18 protein-coding genes and 2 pseudogenes are annotated in these 18,124 nt (G+C 71.2%); 17 read left to right on the plus strand and 3 right to left on the minus strand.

All coding sequences use genetic code 11. The features are described from left to right. From D0Z06_RS24440 to D0Z06_RS24520, 17 genes and pseudogenes are all read left to right on the plus strand, one after another. Window positions 1-254: pseudogene (locus D0Z06_RS24440) on the plus strand (gfo/Idh/MocA family oxidoreductase); the annotation flags it as partial. 88 nt (window positions 255-342) lie between these two features. After that, complete coding sequence (locus D0Z06_RS24445; RefSeq protein WP_117380152.1) at window positions 343-1,350, plus strand: sugar phosphate isomerase/epimerase family protein; 1,008 nt, start codon at window positions 343-345, stop codon at window positions 1,348-1,350. Between the two features lie 31 nt (window positions 1,351-1,381). Continuing rightward, entirely contained in the window at window positions 1,382-1,786 is a 405-nt protein-coding gene (locus D0Z06_RS24450; protein ID WP_147332125.1) for a C-glycoside deglycosidase beta subunit domain-containing protein, read from the plus strand. A gap of 1 nt (window position 1,787) precedes the next feature. Continuing rightward, the gene (locus D0Z06_RS24455; RefSeq protein WP_117380154.1) at window positions 1,788-2,816 is read left to right on the plus strand and encodes a sugar phosphate isomerase/epimerase family protein; all 1,029 of its coding nucleotides are present in this window, start codon (window positions 1,788-1,790) and stop codon (window positions 2,814-2,816) included. Next, window positions 2,813-4,336 carry a GMC oxidoreductase gene (locus tag D0Z06_RS24460; RefSeq protein WP_117380155.1) on the plus strand — a complete coding sequence of 508 codons (1,524 nt, stop codon included), beginning with the start codon at window positions 2,813-2,815 and terminating at the stop codon, window positions 4,334-4,336. Before D0Z06_RS24455 ends, D0Z06_RS24460 begins: the two co-directional genes overlap by 4 nt. After that, window positions 4,333-5,841, plus strand: a complete 1,509-nt coding sequence (locus tag D0Z06_RS24465; protein ID WP_117380156.1) for a GMC oxidoreductase — start codon at window positions 4,333-4,335, stop codon at window positions 5,839-5,841. The genes D0Z06_RS24460 and D0Z06_RS24465 overlap by 4 nt, the downstream gene beginning before the upstream one ends. Continuing rightward, entirely contained in the window at window positions 5,838-7,145 is a 1,308-nt protein-coding gene (locus D0Z06_RS24470; RefSeq protein ID WP_117380157.1) for a C-glycoside deglycosidase beta subunit domain-containing protein, read from the plus strand. Before D0Z06_RS24465 ends, D0Z06_RS24470 begins: the two co-directional genes overlap by 4 nt. Further along, window positions 7,142-7,918 (plus strand): nuclear transport factor 2 family protein, encoded by a 777-nt coding sequence (locus D0Z06_RS24475; RefSeq protein ID WP_117380158.1) that lies wholly within the window; start codon window positions 7,142-7,144, stop codon window positions 7,916-7,918. The genes D0Z06_RS24470 and D0Z06_RS24475 overlap by 4 nt, the downstream gene beginning before the upstream one ends. Then, window positions 7,918-9,354, plus strand: coding sequence for an MFS transporter (locus D0Z06_RS24480; RefSeq protein ID WP_117380159.1), 1,437 nt, complete (start codon window positions 7,918-7,920; stop codon window positions 9,352-9,354). The genes D0Z06_RS24475 and D0Z06_RS24480 overlap by 1 nt, the downstream gene beginning before the upstream one ends. A gap of 230 nt (window positions 9,355-9,584) precedes the next feature. Beyond that, the gene (locus D0Z06_RS24485; protein ID WP_199522523.1) at window positions 9,585-10,553 is read left to right on the plus strand and encodes a sugar phosphate isomerase/epimerase family protein; all 969 of its coding nucleotides are present in this window, start codon (window positions 9,585-9,587) and stop codon (window positions 10,551-10,553) included. Then, on the plus strand, window positions 10,550-11,524 hold the full coding sequence (locus D0Z06_RS24490) for a sugar phosphate isomerase/epimerase family protein (RefSeq protein ID WP_117380160.1): 975 nt from the start codon (window positions 10,550-10,552) through the stop codon (window positions 11,522-11,524). Before D0Z06_RS24485 ends, D0Z06_RS24490 begins: the two co-directional genes overlap by 4 nt. Continuing rightward, window positions 11,521-12,465, plus strand: a complete 945-nt coding sequence (locus tag D0Z06_RS24495) for a sugar phosphate isomerase/epimerase family protein (protein WP_117380161.1) — start codon at window positions 11,521-11,523, stop codon at window positions 12,463-12,465. The genes D0Z06_RS24490 and D0Z06_RS24495 overlap by 4 nt, the downstream gene beginning before the upstream one ends. Then, window positions 12,462-13,454 carry a sugar phosphate isomerase/epimerase family protein gene (locus D0Z06_RS24500; protein WP_117380162.1) on the plus strand — a complete coding sequence of 331 codons (993 nt, stop codon included), beginning with the start codon at window positions 12,462-12,464 and terminating at the stop codon, window positions 13,452-13,454. Before D0Z06_RS24495 ends, D0Z06_RS24500 begins: the two co-directional genes overlap by 4 nt. Before the next feature lie 93 nt (window positions 13,455-13,547). Continuing rightward, entirely contained in the window at window positions 13,548-13,961 is a 414-nt protein-coding gene (locus D0Z06_RS24505; RefSeq protein WP_117380163.1) for a C-glycoside deglycosidase beta subunit domain-containing protein, read from the plus strand. Then, on the plus strand, window positions 13,958-15,028 hold the full coding sequence (locus D0Z06_RS25570) for a sugar phosphate isomerase/epimerase family protein (protein WP_158580079.1): 1,071 nt from the start codon (window positions 13,958-13,960) through the stop codon (window positions 15,026-15,028). Before D0Z06_RS24505 ends, D0Z06_RS25570 begins: the two co-directional genes overlap by 4 nt. Before the next feature lies 1 nt (window position 15,029). Continuing rightward, on the plus strand, window positions 15,030-15,806 hold the full coding sequence (locus D0Z06_RS24515; RefSeq protein WP_117380164.1) for a TIM barrel protein: 777 nt from the start codon (window positions 15,030-15,032) through the stop codon (window positions 15,804-15,806). After that, window positions 15,803-16,726 carry a ThuA domain-containing protein gene (locus D0Z06_RS24520; protein ID WP_117380165.1) on the plus strand — a complete coding sequence of 308 codons (924 nt, stop codon included), beginning with the start codon at window positions 15,803-15,805 and terminating at the stop codon, window positions 16,724-16,726. The genes D0Z06_RS24515 and D0Z06_RS24520 overlap by 4 nt, the downstream gene beginning before the upstream one ends. A 46-nt stretch (window positions 16,727-16,772) precedes the next feature. Here D0Z06_RS24520 and D0Z06_RS24525 read toward each other — a convergent pair whose 3' ends face one another. The 3 genes and pseudogenes from D0Z06_RS24525 to D0Z06_RS24535 form a co-directional block, all read right to left on the minus strand. Next, window positions 16,773-17,168: a VOC family protein gene (locus D0Z06_RS24525; RefSeq protein ID WP_233517943.1), complete on the minus strand. Its 396-nt coding sequence runs from the start codon at window positions 17,166-17,168 to the stop codon at window positions 16,773-16,775. Next, entirely contained in the window at window positions 17,165-17,932 is a 768-nt protein-coding gene (locus D0Z06_RS24530) for an IclR family transcriptional regulator domain-containing protein (RefSeq protein WP_117380167.1), read from the minus strand. Before D0Z06_RS24530 ends, D0Z06_RS24525 begins: the two co-directional genes overlap by 4 nt. After that, window positions 17,929-18,124, minus strand: a pseudogene (locus D0Z06_RS24535) (alpha/beta hydrolase); the annotation flags it as partial. The gene D0Z06_RS24530 and the pseudogene D0Z06_RS24535, both read right to left, overlap by 4 nt.

Raw genomic sequence — 18,124 nt, forward strand, 5'->3', positions numbered from 1 at the left:
CCGCCACGGCCGGCTTCCGCCGGATCGTCGTCACCGAGCCCGAGCACCCCTGGGTCGCCGCCTGGTGGCCGGCCGGGCACGGCCTGGGCTACGAGCACGGCTTCACCCACCAGGTCGTCGACCTGGTGCGCGCCATCGCCGCCGGGGAGGACCCCGCGCCGTCCTTCGCCGACGGGCTGCAGGTGCAGCGGGTGCTCGACGCGGTCGAGCGCAGCGCGGCGGACCGCTCGACCTGGACCGACATCCCCGCCTGAGAAAGGACCCCGTCCTCCTCACCCCTCGCAAGCTCGGGGCGAGCCTCGGGACGGGGCCACCGGACCACCGTGAACGAAGGAGTGCACCATGCCCCGTCCCGTCACGCTGTTCACCGGCCAGTGGGCCGACCTGCCGTTCGAGGAGGTGTGCCGGCTGGCCTCCGGGTGGGGCTACGACGGCCTGGAGATCGCCTGCTGGGGCGACCACCTCGACGTCGAGCGCGCCGCGACCGACGACGCCTACGTCGCCGAGCGCCTGGCGCTGCTCAAGCGGTACGGCCTGGACGTGTGGACCATCTCCAACCACCTCAACGGCCAGGCCGTCTGCGACGACCCGATCGACGAGCGGCACCGCGGCATGGTGCACCCGCGCGTCTGGGGCGACGGCGACCCCGAGGGCGTGCGCCGGCGGGCGGCCGAGGAGATGAAGACCACCGCCCGCGCCGCGGCGAAGCTCGGGGTGCAGACCGTCGTCGGGTTCACCGGCAGCAAGATCTGGAAGACCGTGGCCATGTTCCCGCCGGTGCCCGAGTCGATGATCGACGACGGCTACGCCGACTTCGCCGCCCGGTGGAACCCGATCCTCGACGTCTTCGACGAGGTCGGCGTGCGGTTCGCCCACGAGGTGCACCCGAGCGAGATCGCCTACGACTACTGGACGACGGTCCGCGCGCTGGAGGCGATCGGGCACCGCGAGGCCTTCGGGCTGAACTGGGACCCGTCGCACTTCGTGTGGCAGGACCTCGACCCGGTCGGCTTCCTGTGGGACTTCAAGGACCGGATCTACCACGTGGACTGCAAGGACGCGAAGAAGCAGGTCGGCAACGGCCGCAACGGCCGGATGGGCTCGCACCTGCCCTGGGCCGACCCGCGGCGCGGCTGGGACTTCGTCTCCACCGGCCACGGCGACGTGCCGTGGGAGGCCTGCTTCCGGATGCTGAACACCATCGGCTACGACGGGCCGATCTCGGTGGAGTGGGAGGACGCCGGCATGGACCGGCTGGTCGGGGCGCCGGAGGCGCTGGCCTTCGTCCGCCGGCTGGCCTTCGACCCGCCGTCGGCCGCCTTCGACGCCGCCTTCGCCAGCGGTAACTGACTGCGCTCACTCACGAGAAGAGAAGAAACCCATGGGTCCGCTCGACGACCAAGTGGTGCGCGCCGACTCGCTCACCGCCACCCCCGACGGCCTCGACATCGCCGTCTACTCGCACTGGTACCGCGCGCTGCCGCTGCCCTCCCTGGTGAGGGCCGACCTGACCGTCGACGGCGAGCAGATCGACACCTCGACCCTCTCGGTGACGGTCAACGGCCACCGGTACGCCTTCGCCGAGCTGGCGGGGAAGGGGGACGAGTACTGGTTCACCACCGACCCGGTGGTGCTGCACGTGCCGGTGGGCACGGCGCCGGGCCGTGAACACCGGGTGCAGCTGCTGCTCGGGCTGTCGATCCCCTACATCCTCACCGGTCCGGACCGGGTGCCACTGGTGGCACCGAGCCGGACCGACAAGACCCTCACCGCCACGGGAGGCTGACGTGACCGACACCGCCCCTGGGCTGCCACGCCTGGGCACGACCCTGTTCAGCCTGTCCCTGGAGCAGCGCAAGCCAGGCCGCGACTTCGCCTCGCTGGTCGCCGAGGTCGCCGCCCGCGACCTCGGCCCCGGGCTGGAGATGGTCGCCTTCCAGAACCTGCGCGGCTGGCCGCTGCTCTCCGACGAGCAGGTCCGCGAGGTCCGCTCGGTGATCGACGAATCCGGGCTGACGCCGTCCTGCCTCGCGATCAACAACGACCTCGGGCTCTACCCCGACCGGCTGCTCTCGGATGATGAGTCCTACGAGTACGTCGCCGTCCAGGTGCGTGGCGCGGCTGCGCTCGGGTTCCCGGTCACCCGGGTCGGCGTCGAGACCACCCCGGTGATCCTCGAGCGGCTGCTGCCGCTGGCCGATCAGCTGCAGGTCAAGGTGGGCGTGGAGATCCATGCGCCGCTCACCATCGAGGCCCCGCCCGTGGCCGCGTTGAAGGAGCTGTTCACCCGCCTGGACACGCCGTGGCTGGGCTTCATCCCCGACATGAGCTCGAGCATGCGGGCGATCCCCGGGGCCGTCGACGACGCCCACCGTGCCGCCGGCATCGCCCCGGAGCTCACCGCGCTCGCCAAGGGGCTGTGGGCGGAGCCCGGCCCGACCATGGCCAAGTTCCCCGAGCTGGAGCGGCGAGCCGCCGAAGCGGGGGCGACCCCGGCCCAGGTCGGCAACCTCCAGATGTTGTTCACCATGCACGGGCGGATGGCGCCCGAACGGTGGGCAGACTTCTTCCCGCACGTGGTGCACGTGCACGGCAAGTTCTACGGGATCGAGGACGGCCCCGACGGCCTCACCGACCCGTCCATCGACTGGCCCGCGGTCGCTCGCGTGCTGGTCGACCAGCACTACACCGGCTTCATCTCCAGCGAGTACGAGGCGCACGCCTACAGCGACCGGTACAGCGCGTTCGACCAGGTCCGTGCGCAGCACGACATGCTGAGGACGCTCCTCGAGCAGCAGCCGGCGGTGGCGCGATGAGCGGCGGGTCCGATGGCGTCGTCGACGTGGTCGTCATCGGCTCCGGTCCGGTCGGGACGGCGGTCGCCCGTGAGCTGGCCGACCGCGACCTGGCGCTGCGGGTGCTCGTGCTCGAGGCCGGGCAGGCGCTCGGCGACCCGGCCGGCGGGCACGTGAAGAACATCGCCGACGCCAAGGAGCGCGACCGGGTGCTCGCGGGCCTGGCCACCGGCCCCGAACCGCTGCCCGGCGGCACGCCCGCCCGCCCCGGCACCGTCCTCGTCGGCGCACCGGACATGCCGAACGCGGCCATGTCCACGAACGTCGGTGGGATGGGCGCGCACTGGACGGCGGCCTGCCCGCGGCCGGTGGACGACGAGGTGCCCGACTGCATCGACCCGGCCGTACTGGACGAGGCGTTGACCCGTGCGGAAGAACTCCTCGCGGTCACGACGCACGCCTTCGACCGCGCGCCGCTGACCGGCGCCGTGCAGACGGTGCTCGGCCAGTTGTTCGACGGGCCACACCGCCGTCCGGTCGGCGCCATGCCGGTCGCGGTGACGGTGGGGGAGGACGGTGCACTGCACTGGACCGGCCCGGCCATCATCGCCGGAGATCTGTGGCAGCGGCCGAACGTCGAGCTGCGCACCGGCACGCTGGCCCGGCGGATCCTGCTCGACGGCGACCGGGCGACCGGCGTCGAGGTGGTCGACCTGGCCTCCGGCGAGCGATCGGCGATCGAGGCCCGGGCGGTCGTCATCGCCGCCGACGCGTTCCGGACGCCGCAGCTGCTGCACGCCTCAGGCGTGCGGCCGGCTGCGCTCGGCCGGTACCTCACCGAGCACCCGCAGGTCATGGCCGCGTCGCTGCTGGACGAGAAGTACGTGCCCGAGGGCGCCCTGGTCGACGTCGACCTGCCGCGCTCGTCGGCTGCGGCTCCCGGCGGCGGCGCGATCGTGCCCGTGTCCGGGGTCTCGTGGGTGCCCTACGCCGCCGACCGCCCGTTCCACGGCCAGGTCATGCAGATGGACGCCTCGCCGATGCCGCTCGACCCGGGCACCACGGTCCGGCCCGGCCAGGTCGTCGGTCTCGGCTGGTTCTGCAAGAAGGAGCTCTCGCCGGACAACCGGGTCTGGCTCGACGACGACGCCGTCGACGAGCACGGTCTTCCGGCGATCCGGATCGACTACACGCTGAGCGACGCGGACCAGGCGGCCATCGAGGCGGCGAAGGCCGAGATCGCCGCGGCGGCCGCAGCGCTCGGCCGGCCGCTCGGCGAGCCGTTCGTCATGCCCTCCGGAAGCTCGCTGCACTACCTCGGCACCACCCGGATGGGCACGGCGGACGACGGCACCAGCGTCTGCGACCCGACCGGGCGCGTCTGGGGCACCGCGAACCTCTACGTCGGCGGCAACAACGTCGTCCCGACCGCGACCGCGTGCAACCCGACCCTCACCGCGGTCGCGATCGGTGTCCTCACCGCCCGGACCCTGGCCGCGTCGCTGGCCACCCTCGACGTCTCCGAAGGAGCGCACCCATGAACCCCCGAGTCCTGGTCGTCGGCAGCGGGCCCACCGGCGCCACCTACGCCCGGCTGCTCCTCGAGCAGGTTCCCGACGTCGACGTGCTGATGGTCGAGGCGGGGCCGACCGTCACCCGTCCACCGGGGATGAACGTGAAGAACGTCCCGGACCCCGACGAGCAGGCCGCAGCGCGACTGGCATCGCAGGGTCGGTCCGCACAGAGCGGCGTCTCGGGCATCCCGGGCGGGGTGGTCGTCGAGGGCACCATCACCGCCCGGCAGGGCACGCACCTCATCGGCCGCGCCGCCGATGGCTCGCCGGGGATGCCCGCGGCCGCCGGTGCCACCTGCGTCGGAGGGCAGGGTGTGCACTGGACGTGCGCCACACCTGCTCCCACGGGCCCCGAGCGCATGCCGTTCATCGCCGACGAGGACTGGGGGGAGCACCTCGCCGTCGCCGAGGACCTGCTCCACGTTCACCGCCCGTCCTTCGATGGCGCACCGCAGGCGCAGGCCATCCTGGACCGGATCCGGAACGAGTTCGCGCCGGACGGCATCACGGTGCGGCCGCTGCCGGTCGCCGCCGATCCACGGGAGGACGGCTCCCTGCGGTGGAGCGGCACCGACGTCGTCCTGGGGTCGCTGGCCGACGGCGCGCACGCCGACCGGTTCACGCTGCGGGCGCAGACGCTGTGCATCCGGGTGCTCCGGGAGGGCGGCCGAGCCGTCGGCGCCGTCCTACGCGACCAGCGCACGGGCGCCGAGGAGGAGGTGCGGGCCGATGCCGTGGTCCTCGCTGCCGACGCGCTGCGGACGCCGCAGCTGCTGTGGGCCTCCGGCATCCGGCCCGAGGCGCTCGGGCGGTACCTCACCGAGCACCCGCTGCTGTTCGGCGTCGTGGCCGTGCGGCCCGACGTCCTGTCGCCACGAGACGACGCCGGCCCGGTCGACCCGATCCGGGCCATTGTGGCGATCCCGTTCGACGAGGAACGCCACCCGTACTCCGCGCAGATGATGTACAGCCCGGTGTCGCCGGTGCCGCTGCCCGAAGGCAGCCGCTTCCGTGACAACGCTGCCGGCTACGTCGGCATGGGATGGGGGATCCGCAAGCGGCCGCGGCCGGAGGACCGGCTGACGTTCGTCGACGACGAGCCCGACGAGAACGGATTGCCCGGCATCCGGATCGCCTACGAGCTCACCGACGTCGAGGAAGCGGACTTCGAACGGGCCCGCAAGCACCAGGCGCGGGCAGCAGCGGCGCTCGGCGAGTTCGTCGACGGGATGCCCAGGGTCATGCCGGCGGGCAGCTCGCTGCACTACATGGGGACCGTCCGCATGGGGGAGGCCGACGACGGCACCAGCGTCTGCGACTCGTTCTCGCGGGTGTGGGGCGTACCGGGCCTGGTCCTGGCGGGCAACGGCCTGATCCCGACGGCCAACTCGATGAACCCCACGCTGACCAGCGTCGCTCTCGCCGTGCGTGGCGCGACGGAGCTGGCCGCCGAGCTCGCGAAGGAGGCATGACCGTGCTAGACCACCCGATCATCCAGGGCCGCGGCTTCCGCAACGTCGAGGACGCCGGGCAGGTCACCGGGTTCTCCTTCCAGCTGCGCAACCCGAACTACCGGGGTGGTGCGGCCAGCCTGCTCGACGGCATCGAGGTCGTCGTCGACGGGGAGCGCATCCCCGACCACGTCCCGCTGTGGACGCTGCAGGGCCGCACGCTCACCGTCGAGCAGCTGCGGATGTCGACCGACGTGCGGTGGCAGCTCGACGAACCTGCGACGATCACCGTCCCCAAGCCGGGAGGGCTCGCGCCGGGCGTCCACTCGCTGGAGGTGACGGTCCACCTCCGGCGCTCGTATTTCCCGCCGCCGATCGCCCGGTCGCAGCTCACCGCGGCCCGGAAGCTCGTCCTGGTACCGCCGGCCCAGGACGGCGGGATCCGCTACGGCGTCTCGACCTACAGCTACACCGGCGACATCTACACCGTCATGACGCTGGAGGACGTCCTGGCCGATGTCGCCGATCTGGGTGCCTCCGGCATCGAGATCCTCGGCGAGGGCAATGTGCCGAGCTACCCGGCGCCGGACGCGGCCTGGGTCGACTCCTGGCACCGGTTGCTGGAGAGGTACCGGCTGACCGCGACCAACTTCGGGTCGTGGGTGGACACCACCCGGTGGCACGACCGCGACCTCACCGTCGAGGAGGGCGCCGAGCAGCTCCGGCTCGACCTGCGGCTGGCCAAGGAGCTCGGCTTCACGTCGATGCGGCCGAAGTTCGGCGTCGTCTCCTGGGACCTGGATCCACACCCGATCTGGAAGGGTGCGGTGGAGCGCTCGCTCGATCTGGCCGCGGAGCTCGACGTCGTCATCTGCCCCGAGATCCACGCCCCGACGCCGATCAAGCACCCGGTCACCCAGGCGTACATCGACTTCATCGCGCGGACGGGCACCGAGCACTTCAAGCTGCTGATCGACACAGGCATCTTCCAGACCGCGCCGGTGCTGGAGAACGCCGAGGACCTCGGTACCGACGACGAGGACGAGATCCCGCCTCCGCTGCGTGCCCTGGCCGTGCCGATGGCCGACCTCGTCGAGGTGCTGCCGCACACCCATTTCATCCAGGCCAAGTTCTTCGAGATCGACGACCGGCTCCAGGATCTGCACGTCCCGTGGGCCGACATTGTCCCCACGCTGGAGCGAGCCGGCTGGACCGGTTGGCTGTCCAGCGAGTACGAGGGCCGCCGCGAGCCCTACCGGGGCAGCGACCAGGTCCGCCGCCAGCACGCGCTCATCCGCACTCTCGCCCGGAAGGAAGCACAGTGACCCTCGAGACGACCACCAGCCTGGAGGCGCTCGCCGAGCGGTTCGCCGCCGTCGAGGAGGAACTCGCGACCGCCAAGCGCCTGGCCGAGCGCGGCGCCGTCGACAACGTCTTCAACCGCTACATGCACTACCACAACGCCTACGAGGACGAGCGCATCATCGACGAGCTGTGGGCCAAGCCCGGGACCCCGGACATGTGGGCCCGGTACAACAACGTCGGTCTGTACACCTCGTACGAATCGGTGACCGCCTACCACCGGGGGCGGCCGCGTCCCGTGGGCAAACTGCTCTTCCATTACACGAGCACGCCGGTCATCGAGGTCGGTGCGGACGGTGAGACGGCCAAGGGCATCTGGATCATGGCCGGGCTGGAGTCGGGCCTGATGGATCCCGAGGTCGCGAAGGACGCTCCCCCCTGGGTGTTCTCCGGTGGCGAGGTGGAAGGTCAGCCCGTCTGGGCGCACTGGGTCTGGTGCAAGTACGGCGTGGACTTCATCAAGCAGGACGGCGAGTGGCGGATCTGGCACTTCCGCTGCTACGAGGTGGCCCGGGCCCCGTTCAACCGCGACTGGATCTCCTTCGCGAAGGACAACCAGGAGAGCCACGATTCGCAGCTCGCCTGGTTCGGCGACGACGGCGTGCCGGTGTTCCTCCCGCCGGTCGACGAGCCGATCACCACGACGAACTACTACCCGTACGCGAACGACAGGGTGCAGGTGCTCGAGCCGGAGCCGCCGGCGCCGTACGAGCGCTTCGAGGACACCTTCCGCTGATGCACGACGCCCTGGCCGCGGCGGCGCCGGTCGAGGCGCCGCCGCGGCGATCGGGTGCGCTCCTCGCCGTGGCGTGCGCAACCCAGTTCATCTGCGTGCTCGACGCCGGGATCGTCAACGTCGCGTTGCCCCCGCTCCAGGAGAGCCTCGGCCTGTCGGCCACCGGGCTGCAGTGGGTGGTGAGCAGCTACACGCTCACCTTCGCCGGTTTCCTGCTGCTCGGCGGCCGGCTCGGGGACCTGTGGGGCCGCCGGCGCACCTTCGTCGCCGGCCTGCTGGTCTTCGCCGTCGCCAGCCTGGCGGCTGGGCTGGCCGAGGAGGGCTGGCACGTCGTCGCTGCGCGGTTCGTGCAGGGCGTCGGCGGCGCCGTCCTCGCTCCCACGGCGCTGAGCCTCATCACCACCGGCTTCCCCCAGCCGCGCGCGAAGGCGAAGGCGCTGAGCCTGCTGACCGCCGCCGCCGCGTCCGGCGGCGCGCTCGGCGCTGTCATCGGAGGGCTGCTCACCGGGCTGCTCAGCTGGCGGTGGGTGTTCTTCGTCAACGTGCCGCTGTGCGCGCTGCTGCTGCTGGCAGCGGTGTGGGCGCTGCCAGCCCGCCCGCCGCGACGCGCTCGCGGCACGTTGGACCTGCCCGGGTCGATATCGGTCACTGCCGGTACCGCGGCACTGGTGGGGGCGGTGATCCTGGGGGAGGAGCGCGGCTTCGCATCGGCGGAGACCCTCCTCTGCGCGGTGATGGCCGTCGTCGCCTTCGGCGTCTTCGTCCTGGTCGAGCGGCGGTCCGAGGAGCCCGTGGTCCCCCTGGACGTGTTCGGGATCCGACCGGTCACGGTCGCCAACGGTCTCAGTGCCCTGGTGAGCGGAGTCCTCCCGACGACCATGTTCTTCCTCGCGCTCTACCTGCAGCGCGTGCTCGGGATGGACCCGTTGCAGGCCGGGCTCGCGCTCACACCGGGAGCCGTGGGCATCGCACTGGGGGCGCGGGGTGCGTCGCGGTGGATGGCGGCCCTCGGGCCACGCGGCAGCTTCCTGCTGGGCACGCTCGTCTCGGCGGGGGCGCTCGCGTGGCTCTCCGGGATCGACGTCGACGGCCGGTACACGGCCGACGTGCTCGTCCCCCTGGTTCTCGCGATGGCCGGGTTCGGCGCCGCCGGCCTGCCGCTGACGGTCACGGCGATGTCCGGTCTGCCGCCGGAGCGCTCCGGCCTGGCCTCGGGGCTGCTGAACACCTCCCGCCAGGTGGGGAGCGCGGTGGGGCTGGCCGCCCTCGTGGCGGTCGCCAGCACCTGGGCGCCGGGCATGGGGCCGGAGCAGTCCGACGCCGCACTCACGGCGGGCTTCGGAGCGGGGTTCCTCGCCGGCGCGGGCGTCCTGGCCGTGGCAGCCCTGGCGGCCCTCGCCCTGCCCGGCAGGAAGGCGGTGGATCAGCCCGGTTGATGCTCGGTATCAGGCGAAAGCGTTGGTCAGCGTGACCGGCGCCACCGCAGAATGGTGCTGCTCGGACTGAGCAGAGACCTTTCTCCTCCCTCCCAGGGCCTAGCTGCCCCAGGCGGTCGACCGAACCGCCGCCGGGACACCCCTTCGGGGCCTCCGGTGAACCGTTCCGTCGTGCGTCGGCGACCGCCGGAGGGCGTGCAGCCGGCCACGCAGAGAGAAGGGATCCAGTCGTGGTCTGGACCAAGTGGTCGTACATGGACCACTGGGTGACGGAGACGCCGCAGGGGCCGCAGCCCCCGTCGTTCAACCGCGCCTACATGGACCGGTACGTCAAGCAGCTGTCCGCGCTCGGCTTCACGGGTTTCGACACTTTCTTCTTCTACCTCCCGCTCTACGCCGGCATGTACGGCGGCGTGCCCGGTTTCGAGCGGTTCCTGCAGGACAACGGCTTCGACAAGATCACCGGAATCTTCTCCGCCTATCCGTCGGCGACGAAGTACACCGCTCCGCACGTGCGGGAGACGCACGACCGGATCGTCGCCGACTGCACGAACACCCTGCGCATGTGCGAGGCGCTGACCGGCGTCGAGAACTTCATCGTGATGCCGACGTCCACCTACTACCAGACCGAGCCGGTTACCGACGACACGATCAAGGTCGTCGCCGACCTGTGGAACCGGGTCGGCAAGCTGACGCTCGAGCACGGCATGAAGACGACCTGCCACTTCGAGTTCTGGGGCGCGATCCGTACGCGTGCGCAGCTCGAGACCTTCTTCGAGTACACCGACCCGGAGTACGTGCACTTCTTCTGCGACACCGCGCAGCACACCATCGCCGGTGTCGACCCGGTCCAGCTGTTCCGCGACTACCGGGACCGCTGCACGGGGTTCCACTTCAAGGACACAAAGAACGTCGACGAGCACGAGGCCTACCGCACGCCCCCGGACCCGGAACTCATGGCGCCGCAGGTGACACGTTGGTTCTACGAGATGGGCGAGGGCGGCCTCGTCGACTTCCCCGGGCTCATGAAGGAGATCGTCGCCTCCGGGTACGACGGGTGGCTGACCGTCGAGCACGACAAGGCCGAGCTCGGCGGCGGCAGCTACGCCGAGGCCACCGCCGTCGCGAAGTGGTACATCGACAACGTCCTCGCCGGGGCCCAGGCCGCGGCCGAGGCCGAACTGGGGGTCGCACGATGAGGGACACCCTGCGCTGGGCGTACGCCCTCAACCAGTGGAACGTCCGGCTTGACGTCTTCGTCCGGCACGAGGACCAGCAGCGGGCGCTCAAGACCGTCTCCGCCTGCGGGTTCGACACCATCGAGCTGGCCTCGGGCACCGGCCGCTGGGACAACATCAGCCGGCCCGAGGTCATCCTGCTCAACCACGGCAGCCACGCGGGCTTCCTCGACTTCCTGCGCCGGGCGAGCGTGCAGGGCGTCTCCAGCATGTTCTGGGACCCCCAGGCGCCGGCGGAGGAGGAGGAAGGCTACGCGTTCCGGTCCACCGCGAACCCGGCCGATGCCGACGCGATCGTCGAGTGGTCGAAGCCCTTCGTCGACTTCGTCGCCGGGGTGGGCGCCGAGCAGCTCGTCGTCCGCCCGGTCGGCTCGGCCTGGATGACACCGCCGCTGGACGGCGACGGGATCAAGCGCATCGGCGACGTGTGGAACCGGATCGGCGAACTGACCTCGGCTTCCGGGGTGGGACTCGCCCTGCACTACGACTGCCTCGGCGCCGTGCACACGGCCGAGGAGCTCACGGCGCTCCTGGACGCGACGGACCCGGCCAGCGTCGGGCTGGCTCTGGACACCGCCGAGTTCACCGTCGGCGGCATCGACCCGGTGACCTACTACCGCGAGCACGCCGACCGGGTCACGCACATCCACCTCAAGGACACCCGCTACGCCGATACCGGCGACGAGTACCGGATGCCCGGTGCCGAGTCGACGATGCTCAAGGGCGGGGCCGGACGGCGCATCGAGCGCTGGTTCTACGAGCTCGGTACCGAAGGCGGCCTGGTCGACGTCCGGGCCTTCGTCGCGGCCCTCCGCGAGCACGAGTACTCGGGCTGGGTCGTCGTCGAGAGCGACCACGGCGGCAACCCGGCTGAACTGGCGATGCTCAACAGCTGGTACCTCCAGCACGAGCTCGGGATCCCGAAGTCATGAACCAGCAGAACATCAAGTGGTCCTACATGGACCACTGGCGCAGCAACGGGCCGTCAGGACCGGTCGACCAGTGGCACTCGCACAAGACGATGTCCGCCTTCCTGAAGCAGATCAAGGCCACCGGGTTCGACGCGATCGACACCTTCGACTTCCGCATCTGGCAGATGTACGGCGACTACGGCGGCCCCGCGAAGTACCAGGAGATGGTCCAGGACAACGGCTTGGAGCGGATCGTGAACACGTTCCACGCCGCCGACTACGACGTCCGCAACTACGCGCCGCACATCCCGGCGACGCACGAGTACATCCTCGAGGACTTCCGCGTCACTATGGGCCGCTGGTCGGAGATCCAGCTCGACAACATCATCGTGATGCCGGCGACGCTCTACTACGACATGGAGCCGGTCACCGAGGACAAGCTCAAGTACACCGCCGAGTGCTGGAACAAGGTCGGCGAGATCACCGCCGGCTTCGGGGTGAAGCTCACGTGCCACCACGAGTTCTTCTGCGGCATCCAGAGCGAGGCCGACATCGAGACGTTCTACAGCTACACCGACCCGCAGTACGTCTCGCTGTTCGTCGACACCGCGCAGCACTGCATCGCCGGCGTCGACCCGGTCGCGCTCTACAACCGGCACGCGCACCGGGTGAGCGGTTTCCACTTCAAGGACACCCGCAACGTCGCCACGGGCGACGACCACCGGCACCGCCCCGACTCCGAGATCATGGCGCCGACCACCGGCAAGTGGTTCTACGAGATGGGCACGGACCAGGGGCTCGTCGACTTCGCGGCGATGATGACCGCCGTCCGGGACAACGGATACCGAGGCTGGATCTCCGTGGAACACGACAAGGCCAACAAGGAGGGCGGCGACTACTCCGAGAGCACCGCCATTTCCCGCTGGTACGCCAAGAACGTTCTCGAGGAGATCTACCGGTGAACGGCGGCATCAGGTGGGGCTACGCGATCAACCAGTGGAAGCCGCAGTTCGACGACTTCGTCCGGCGCGAGCAGCACGAGCGCGCGCTCAAGACCATCTCGATCGCCGGCTTCGAGGGCGTCGAACTGACCTACGGCACCGGGCGGTGGGAGCCGCTGGGCAACCCGCAGCAGCTCGCGGCCAACTTCGGCTCGGTCACCGGGTTCGGCGAGTTCGTGCGCGGCTGCGCGCTCGATGCGGTCTCCAGCTGGTACTGGGACCCGGCCGAGCGCTCGATGGAGCACCTCACCGGGCCGCTGTCGCCGATGGCCGAAGACGACCTCCCGGCGATGGTGGAACGGGCCCGCGAACTCGCCGGAGCGCTCCCGGAGCTCGGCGGCTCGGTGCTGGTCGTGCGCCCGGTGCCGGGCGCCGGGGATGTAGAGCCGCTGGGCGACGACGCCCTCGGGCGGGTCGCCGCCTGCTGGGACGCGGTCGGTCGGGCCACGGCGGAGCACGGCGTCCGGACGGCGCTGCACGTGGACTTCCTCTCCGCGCTGCGCCGCGACCACGTCCCCGCGCTGCTCGACCGCACCGACCCCGCGGTCGTCGGCCTGGCGCTGGACACCGGTGAGCTGACCGCCGGTGGCATCGACCCGCTGACAGTGATCAGCGCCTACGGCGACCGCATCGCGCACGTCCAGTTCAAGGACGCGCTCGCCGTCGACGAGGCCGAGGAGTACCTGCAGCCGCACGCCCACTGGACCGTCCGCGTGCGCGGCGGAGCCCGGGAGATCCCACGCTGGTTCGCCGAGCCCGGCGCCGACGGCGGCCTGGTCGACTTCCCGGCCGTGACCCGAGCACTGGTCGAGGCGGGCTACTCGGGCTGGATCGTCGTCGAGAGCGACCAGAGCCCCCATCCGGCCGCCAGCGCGCTGCTGGCCGGTTACCTGGTGCAGCGCGAGCTGCGCCCCCTCATCGAGACGGAGAAGGAGGCCGCCGATGCCTGACATCGGGCAGCCCGTGCTCGGCGGCGATTGGTGGCCCACCACCCTCGAGCCGATGGTGCGTGAGATGTACGAGCAGCGGAAGGCGACCCTCTGATGGCCACCGGCGACACCGTCCTGACCGACGACAGCCTCATCCGGCGGCCCGAAGGCCTCGGCATCGCGCTGACCGTGCCCTGGTACCGCAGCCTCTGGCTGTCGAGCGTGAGCGACATCGCCGTCACGGTCGAGGGCCGCGCGATCCCGAAGGACGACCTGCGGGTCGAGCTGGGGGAGCGGACGTTCCGGGTCGACGAGCTGGCCGACCAGTGGGATGTGCTGTGGTTCATCCAGGACCGCCTGGTCGTGGTCGTGCCGCTCGACGAGCCGCCGGCCGCCGGCCGGCCGGTCGACGTCGAGGTGTCGGTCGAGCTGCGGCTGCCCTACATGCAGATCGCCCCGCAGAAGTACGTAACCAACCACGCGAGCAACCGCCGCTCGCTGGTCGCCCAGGAAGGAGCCGGCCGATGACCGCCACCGCCCCTGTACGCGAGGCGCAACCCGCCGTCCCCGGCAGCGACATCAAACTCGGCCTCACGCTCTACTCGCTGACCAGCGAGTGGGCGGCGGGTCGGTACGACCTGGCGGGCCTCCTCGACGTCGTCGAGCAGGCAGGCATCGGCCCCGGCATCGAGATCGTCGCGTCGCAGACGATCCGCACCTACCCGGCGGTCACCGGCGAGTTCGTCCGCGACTGGCGCGAGGCCTTCGACCGGCACGGGTTCGTGCCCAGCTCGTTCGGCTGCAACCTCGACATGGGCCGCCGCCGCGACCGCGACATGACCCTCGATGAGGAGTACGAGTTCACCGTCACCCAGTTCCGGAGCGCCTCGGCGCTCGGGTTCCCCTTGGTGCGCATCCAGAGCGCCAAGCCGGAGCTGATCCGCCGGCTGCTGCCGGTGGCCGAGGAGCTCGACCTGACGATGGCCTGGGAGCTGCACGCCCCGCTCGGCCCGAACTCGTCCAAGGTGCTGGAGATCCGCGAGACCTACGCCGAGCTCGACTCGCCTCGACTGGGCTTCGTCGCCGACTTCAGCGCGACCATGCACGCGATGTCGCCGACGATCCTGCGCAAGCTCGCGAAGATGGGCCTTGGGCGCGAGGAGCTCGATCGGCTCCAGGAGATCTGGGCCACCGACGCCGACATCAACGCCCGGCACGGCGAGTTCGTCGAGTACCTGCACTCGCGCGGCATCGCCCCGGAGAGCCTCGGCTCGTTCGCCCGCCTGGCGTTCAACATGCACGGCCACGTCGACCCGGCCGAATGGGCCGACATCATGCCGCAGATCAAGCACGTGCACGCCAAGTTCTACGACATCGACGAGCACGGCGACGAGCCTGCGATCGACTACCCGGCGATCGTCCGCGAGTTCGTGCGCGGCGGGTACGCCGGCTTCTTCTCGAGCGAGTGGGAGGGGCACGCGTTCGCCGACCTCGACGAGGCCGACCCGGTCGACCTCGTGCAGAAGCAGCACGACCTCATCCGCCGATCGCTCAGAGCAGCCCTCAGCGACGACTTCACCGACAAGGACGCCTGACATGTACCAGCTCTCAGCCAACATCGAACTGCTCTTCACCGAGGCCGGTCCCGACGCGGGCGACCGCGTTCGGGCGGCGGCCGCCGCGGGGTTCGACGCCGTCGAGATGTGGTTCTCCACCGACAAGGACCTCGACTCGCTCGGCAAGGCTCTGGCCGACACCGGCGTGCAGCTCACCTCGCTGCTCGCCGGCCCGCGGATGACCTACACCTACCCGGGCACTGATCTCGCGCCGTTCCACGAGGGACTGGACCTCGCCGTCGAGCACGCCCGTCAGCTCGGCTGCCCCCGCGTCGTGCTCGCTTCGGGGATGGGCTTCCCCGGCATGAGCCGGCAGAAGAACCACCGCTTCCTCGCCGACATGTTCGGCGAAGCGGTCGCACGGACTGACGGCTCGGGTGTCGAGCTCGTCCTGGAGCCGGTCAACTCGCGCGTGGACCACCCCGGTGCCCTCACCGACCGCACCGAGGACGCCGTGGACGTCGCCCGTTCCGTGGGCTCCGACCGGTTCGGCATCCTGTACGACCTCTACCACTCGATCGTCCAGGGCGAGGACCCGGCGACCGAACTGGCCAACGCGTCGGGCTTCGTGAAGTACGTGCAGCTCGCCGACGCCCCCGGTCGGCACGAGCCCGGCAGCGGCGACGTCGACTGGGCGGCCCAGCTGGCCGTGCTCCGTGCCTCCGGCTACGACGGCCCCATCGGTCTGGAGTACTTCCCGGCCGTCGAGACGACGACGTCGGTCGAGTACATCCGGTCGGTCGCGGCGGACGCATGACGCAAGCGGGCGAGAAGCTCGACGTCCTGATCGCCACCGGACGGGTCACCGTCGAGCACGACAACGAACACCGCAGCTTCCGGCACCACACGTCGATGCTGACGACGCTGCTGGAGTCGACCGGCCGCTTCCGCGTGCGGGTGCTGGAGGAGTTCCGCGGGATCGGTGACGAGCTGCTGGACCGGTTCGACGTCGTCCTGGTCATGTACGAGGGCCGGGACGACTACCACTCGGTCGCCGAGGGCGTCGGGACGACGACCGAGCAGGCGCTGCTGCGGTTCGTGCGGGAGAAGGGCCGGGGCATCGTCTGGTTCCACGGGTCGTCGGTGCAGGAGCCGGACTGGGGCTGGCCGGAAGAGTTCGACCGGATGCGCGGCGCCACGCTGAGCCGGGAGACGGGGCTGCGGCCCCGGCCGCAGGGCGAGGTGGTGGTGCGGACGGCCGAGCCGCGGCACGCGATCACCGAGGGCCTGGACGCGGAGTGGACGGTCGTCAACGACGACGTGCTGACCGGTGCGAGGATGGACCTGTCGGCGCAGGTGCTGCTCACCGTGTTCGACGACGTCGACAGCTACCGCCGGGCGGGCTGGCCCAACACGCACACCCCGGTCGTCGTCCCGCGGGGCGGGCTCGAGGCGCTGCCCGGGATGGGCACCGACCAACCGCTGGCCTGGGCCAACGAGTGGGGCGCCGGGCGCAGCTTCTGCGTGACCCTCGGGCACGACTGGGACACCTTCCGCAAGGTCCCGTTCATGACGCTGCTGGTGCGCGGGGTCGAGTGGGCTGCCACTGGTGACGTGACGCTCGGCCCGCCCGAGCGGACGGGTGCAGCCCGATGGCGCGTCTGGCCGTACTACGCCGGGGACACCTCCCGGTTCCTGCGTCAGCGGTCAGCCGCCGCGGCGGCCGCGCGTCACTAGTTAGCCTCCACCCCCGGCGGTCGATCGGACCCGAGCGCGAAACGGGTCAGTCGATGACGTGTACGGGCTCCATCCACGCGATCTCCCAGACGTGCCCGTCGGGGTCGGCGAAGCTGCCGGTGACCCCGGACGCGTCCTCCCGGACCGGCAGCCACGGGGCGCCACCGGCGCTCAGGGCCTTGCCGACCAGGCCGTCGACCTCATCCCGGCTGCCGACCGTCAAGCAGTGCACCACCGTCGTCCCCGTCCGGGGATCACCCACGTCGCCGGCTACCTGCTCGGCGAATCGGTCGCGGCTGCGCAGCATCAGCGCGACGTCGTCGTCCAGGACGACCGCCGCAGTGCGCTCGTTCGACGAGGCGTCGTTGATGCTGAAGCCGAGCGCCGCGTAGAAGCGCCTGGCCGACGGCAGGTCGCGCACGGGGAGATTGACGAAGATCATGCGCACGGTGGTTCTCCTCCGATGACTTCGGCCGTCGTCCGCAGCTCCGGGACGAGCTCGGCGTGCAGGTGTTCCGGCGCCCAGCGCCCGGCCGCCAGCGCGGTGGTGAGCGCGGCGATCACCGCGCCGTCCCGGTCGTACACCGGGACGGCCACCGACAGCAGCCCCTCCTCGAGCTCCTGGTCGACCACGGCGACGCCGGATGCCGCTGCACCGTCCAGTGCCCGGGCGAGGGCCGCCCGGTCCGTGAGCGTCCGCCGGGTGAGGGGTGCCAACTGAGCAGCGCCCAGCACGCGGCTGCGCTCACCGGGCGGGAGCTCCGCGAGCAGCACCCGGCCCGCCGACGTGGCGTACGCCGGCGCCCGGGCGCCCACGGTGTGCACCGGTGCCAGTAGCCTGCGGCCCGGAGCCTGCGCGAGGACGACGGTGTCCGCGCCGTCCAGCACCGCCAGTGCCACCGGCTCCCCGGTCCGGGCGGCCAGCGCACGCAGGTGCGGCCGGGCCCGGGCGGGCAGCCCCGCGGCGGCCAGACAGCCGTCTCCGAGCTCGAGCACCCGGGGCCGTAGGGAGAACTCGTCCTCCCGCTCGGTGGCGTAGCCGAGCGCGACCAGGGTGTGGAGGAATCGCCGGGCGGCTGCCCGGGTCAGCCCGGTGCGCGCGGCTACGTCGGTTACCCGCTGCCGCCGGTGGTCGGCGTCGAAGGCACGCAGGACGGCGAGCCCGCGGTCGAGGGACCGGACGAACTCGCCGTCCACGGTCGTCATGCCCGCCCGCTGCTCAGTTCAGCGAAGGTGTCGGCCACCCAGTCGGCGATGAACGCGCTCACGTAGGGGAGGTGGTCCAGGCCGATGTGCTCGGTGGCCCCCTCCTCGGGCGTGAAGACCCGCAGCTCCCGCTTGGGGGAGTTGACCGCCTGGTCGTAGGAGCGGTGCGCCATCTCCAGCGGGATCTGCCGG

Source organism: Geodermatophilus marinus, from assembly GCF_003428645.1.
Taxonomy (GTDB): domain Bacteria; phylum Actinomycetota; class Actinomycetes; order Mycobacteriales; family Geodermatophilaceae; genus Geodermatophilus.

Coding starts and splice junctions, on each gene's coding strand:
- D0Z06_RS24445 (WP_117380152.1), top strand. CDS start 343: ATGCCCCGTCCCGTCACGCTGTTCACCGGCCAGTGGGCCGACCTGCCG.
- D0Z06_RS24450 (WP_147332125.1), top strand. CDS start 1,382: ATGGGTCCGCTCGACGACCAAGTGGTGCGCGCCGACTCGCTCACCGCC.
- D0Z06_RS24520 (WP_117380165.1), top strand. CDS start 15,803: ATGACGCAAGCGGGCGAGAAGCTCGACGTCCTGATCGCCACCGGACGG.
- D0Z06_RS24515 (WP_117380164.1), top strand. CDS start 15,030: ATGTACCAGCTCTCAGCCAACATCGAACTGCTCTTCACCGAGGCCGGT.
- D0Z06_RS24465 (WP_117380156.1), top strand. CDS start 4,333: ATGAACCCCCGAGTCCTGGTCGTCGGCAGCGGGCCCACCGGCGCCACC.
- D0Z06_RS24460 (WP_117380155.1), top strand. CDS start 2,813: ATGAGCGGCGGGTCCGATGGCGTCGTCGACGTGGTCGTCATCGGCTCC.
- D0Z06_RS24470 (WP_117380157.1), top strand. CDS start 5,838: ATGACCGTGCTAGACCACCCGATCATCCAGGGCCGCGGCTTCCGCAAC.
- D0Z06_RS24525 (WP_233517943.1), bottom strand. CDS start 17,168: ATGATCTTCGTCAATCTCCCCGTGCGCGACCTGCCGTCGGCCAGGCGC.
- D0Z06_RS24495 (WP_117380161.1), top strand. CDS start 11,521: ATGAACCAGCAGAACATCAAGTGGTCCTACATGGACCACTGGCGCAGC.
- D0Z06_RS24505 (WP_117380163.1), top strand. CDS start 13,548: ATGGCCACCGGCGACACCGTCCTGACCGACGACAGCCTCATCCGGCGG.
- D0Z06_RS25570 (WP_158580079.1), top strand. CDS start 13,958: ATGACCGCCACCGCCCCTGTACGCGAGGCGCAACCCGCCGTCCCCGGC.
- D0Z06_RS24480 (WP_117380159.1), top strand. CDS start 7,918: ATGCACGACGCCCTGGCCGCGGCGGCGCCGGTCGAGGCGCCGCCGCGG.
- D0Z06_RS24530 (WP_117380167.1), bottom strand. CDS start 17,932: ATGACGACCGTGGACGGCGAGTTCGTCCGGTCCCTCGACCGCGGGCTC.
- D0Z06_RS24490 (WP_117380160.1), top strand. CDS start 10,550: ATGAGGGACACCCTGCGCTGGGCGTACGCCCTCAACCAGTGGAACGTC.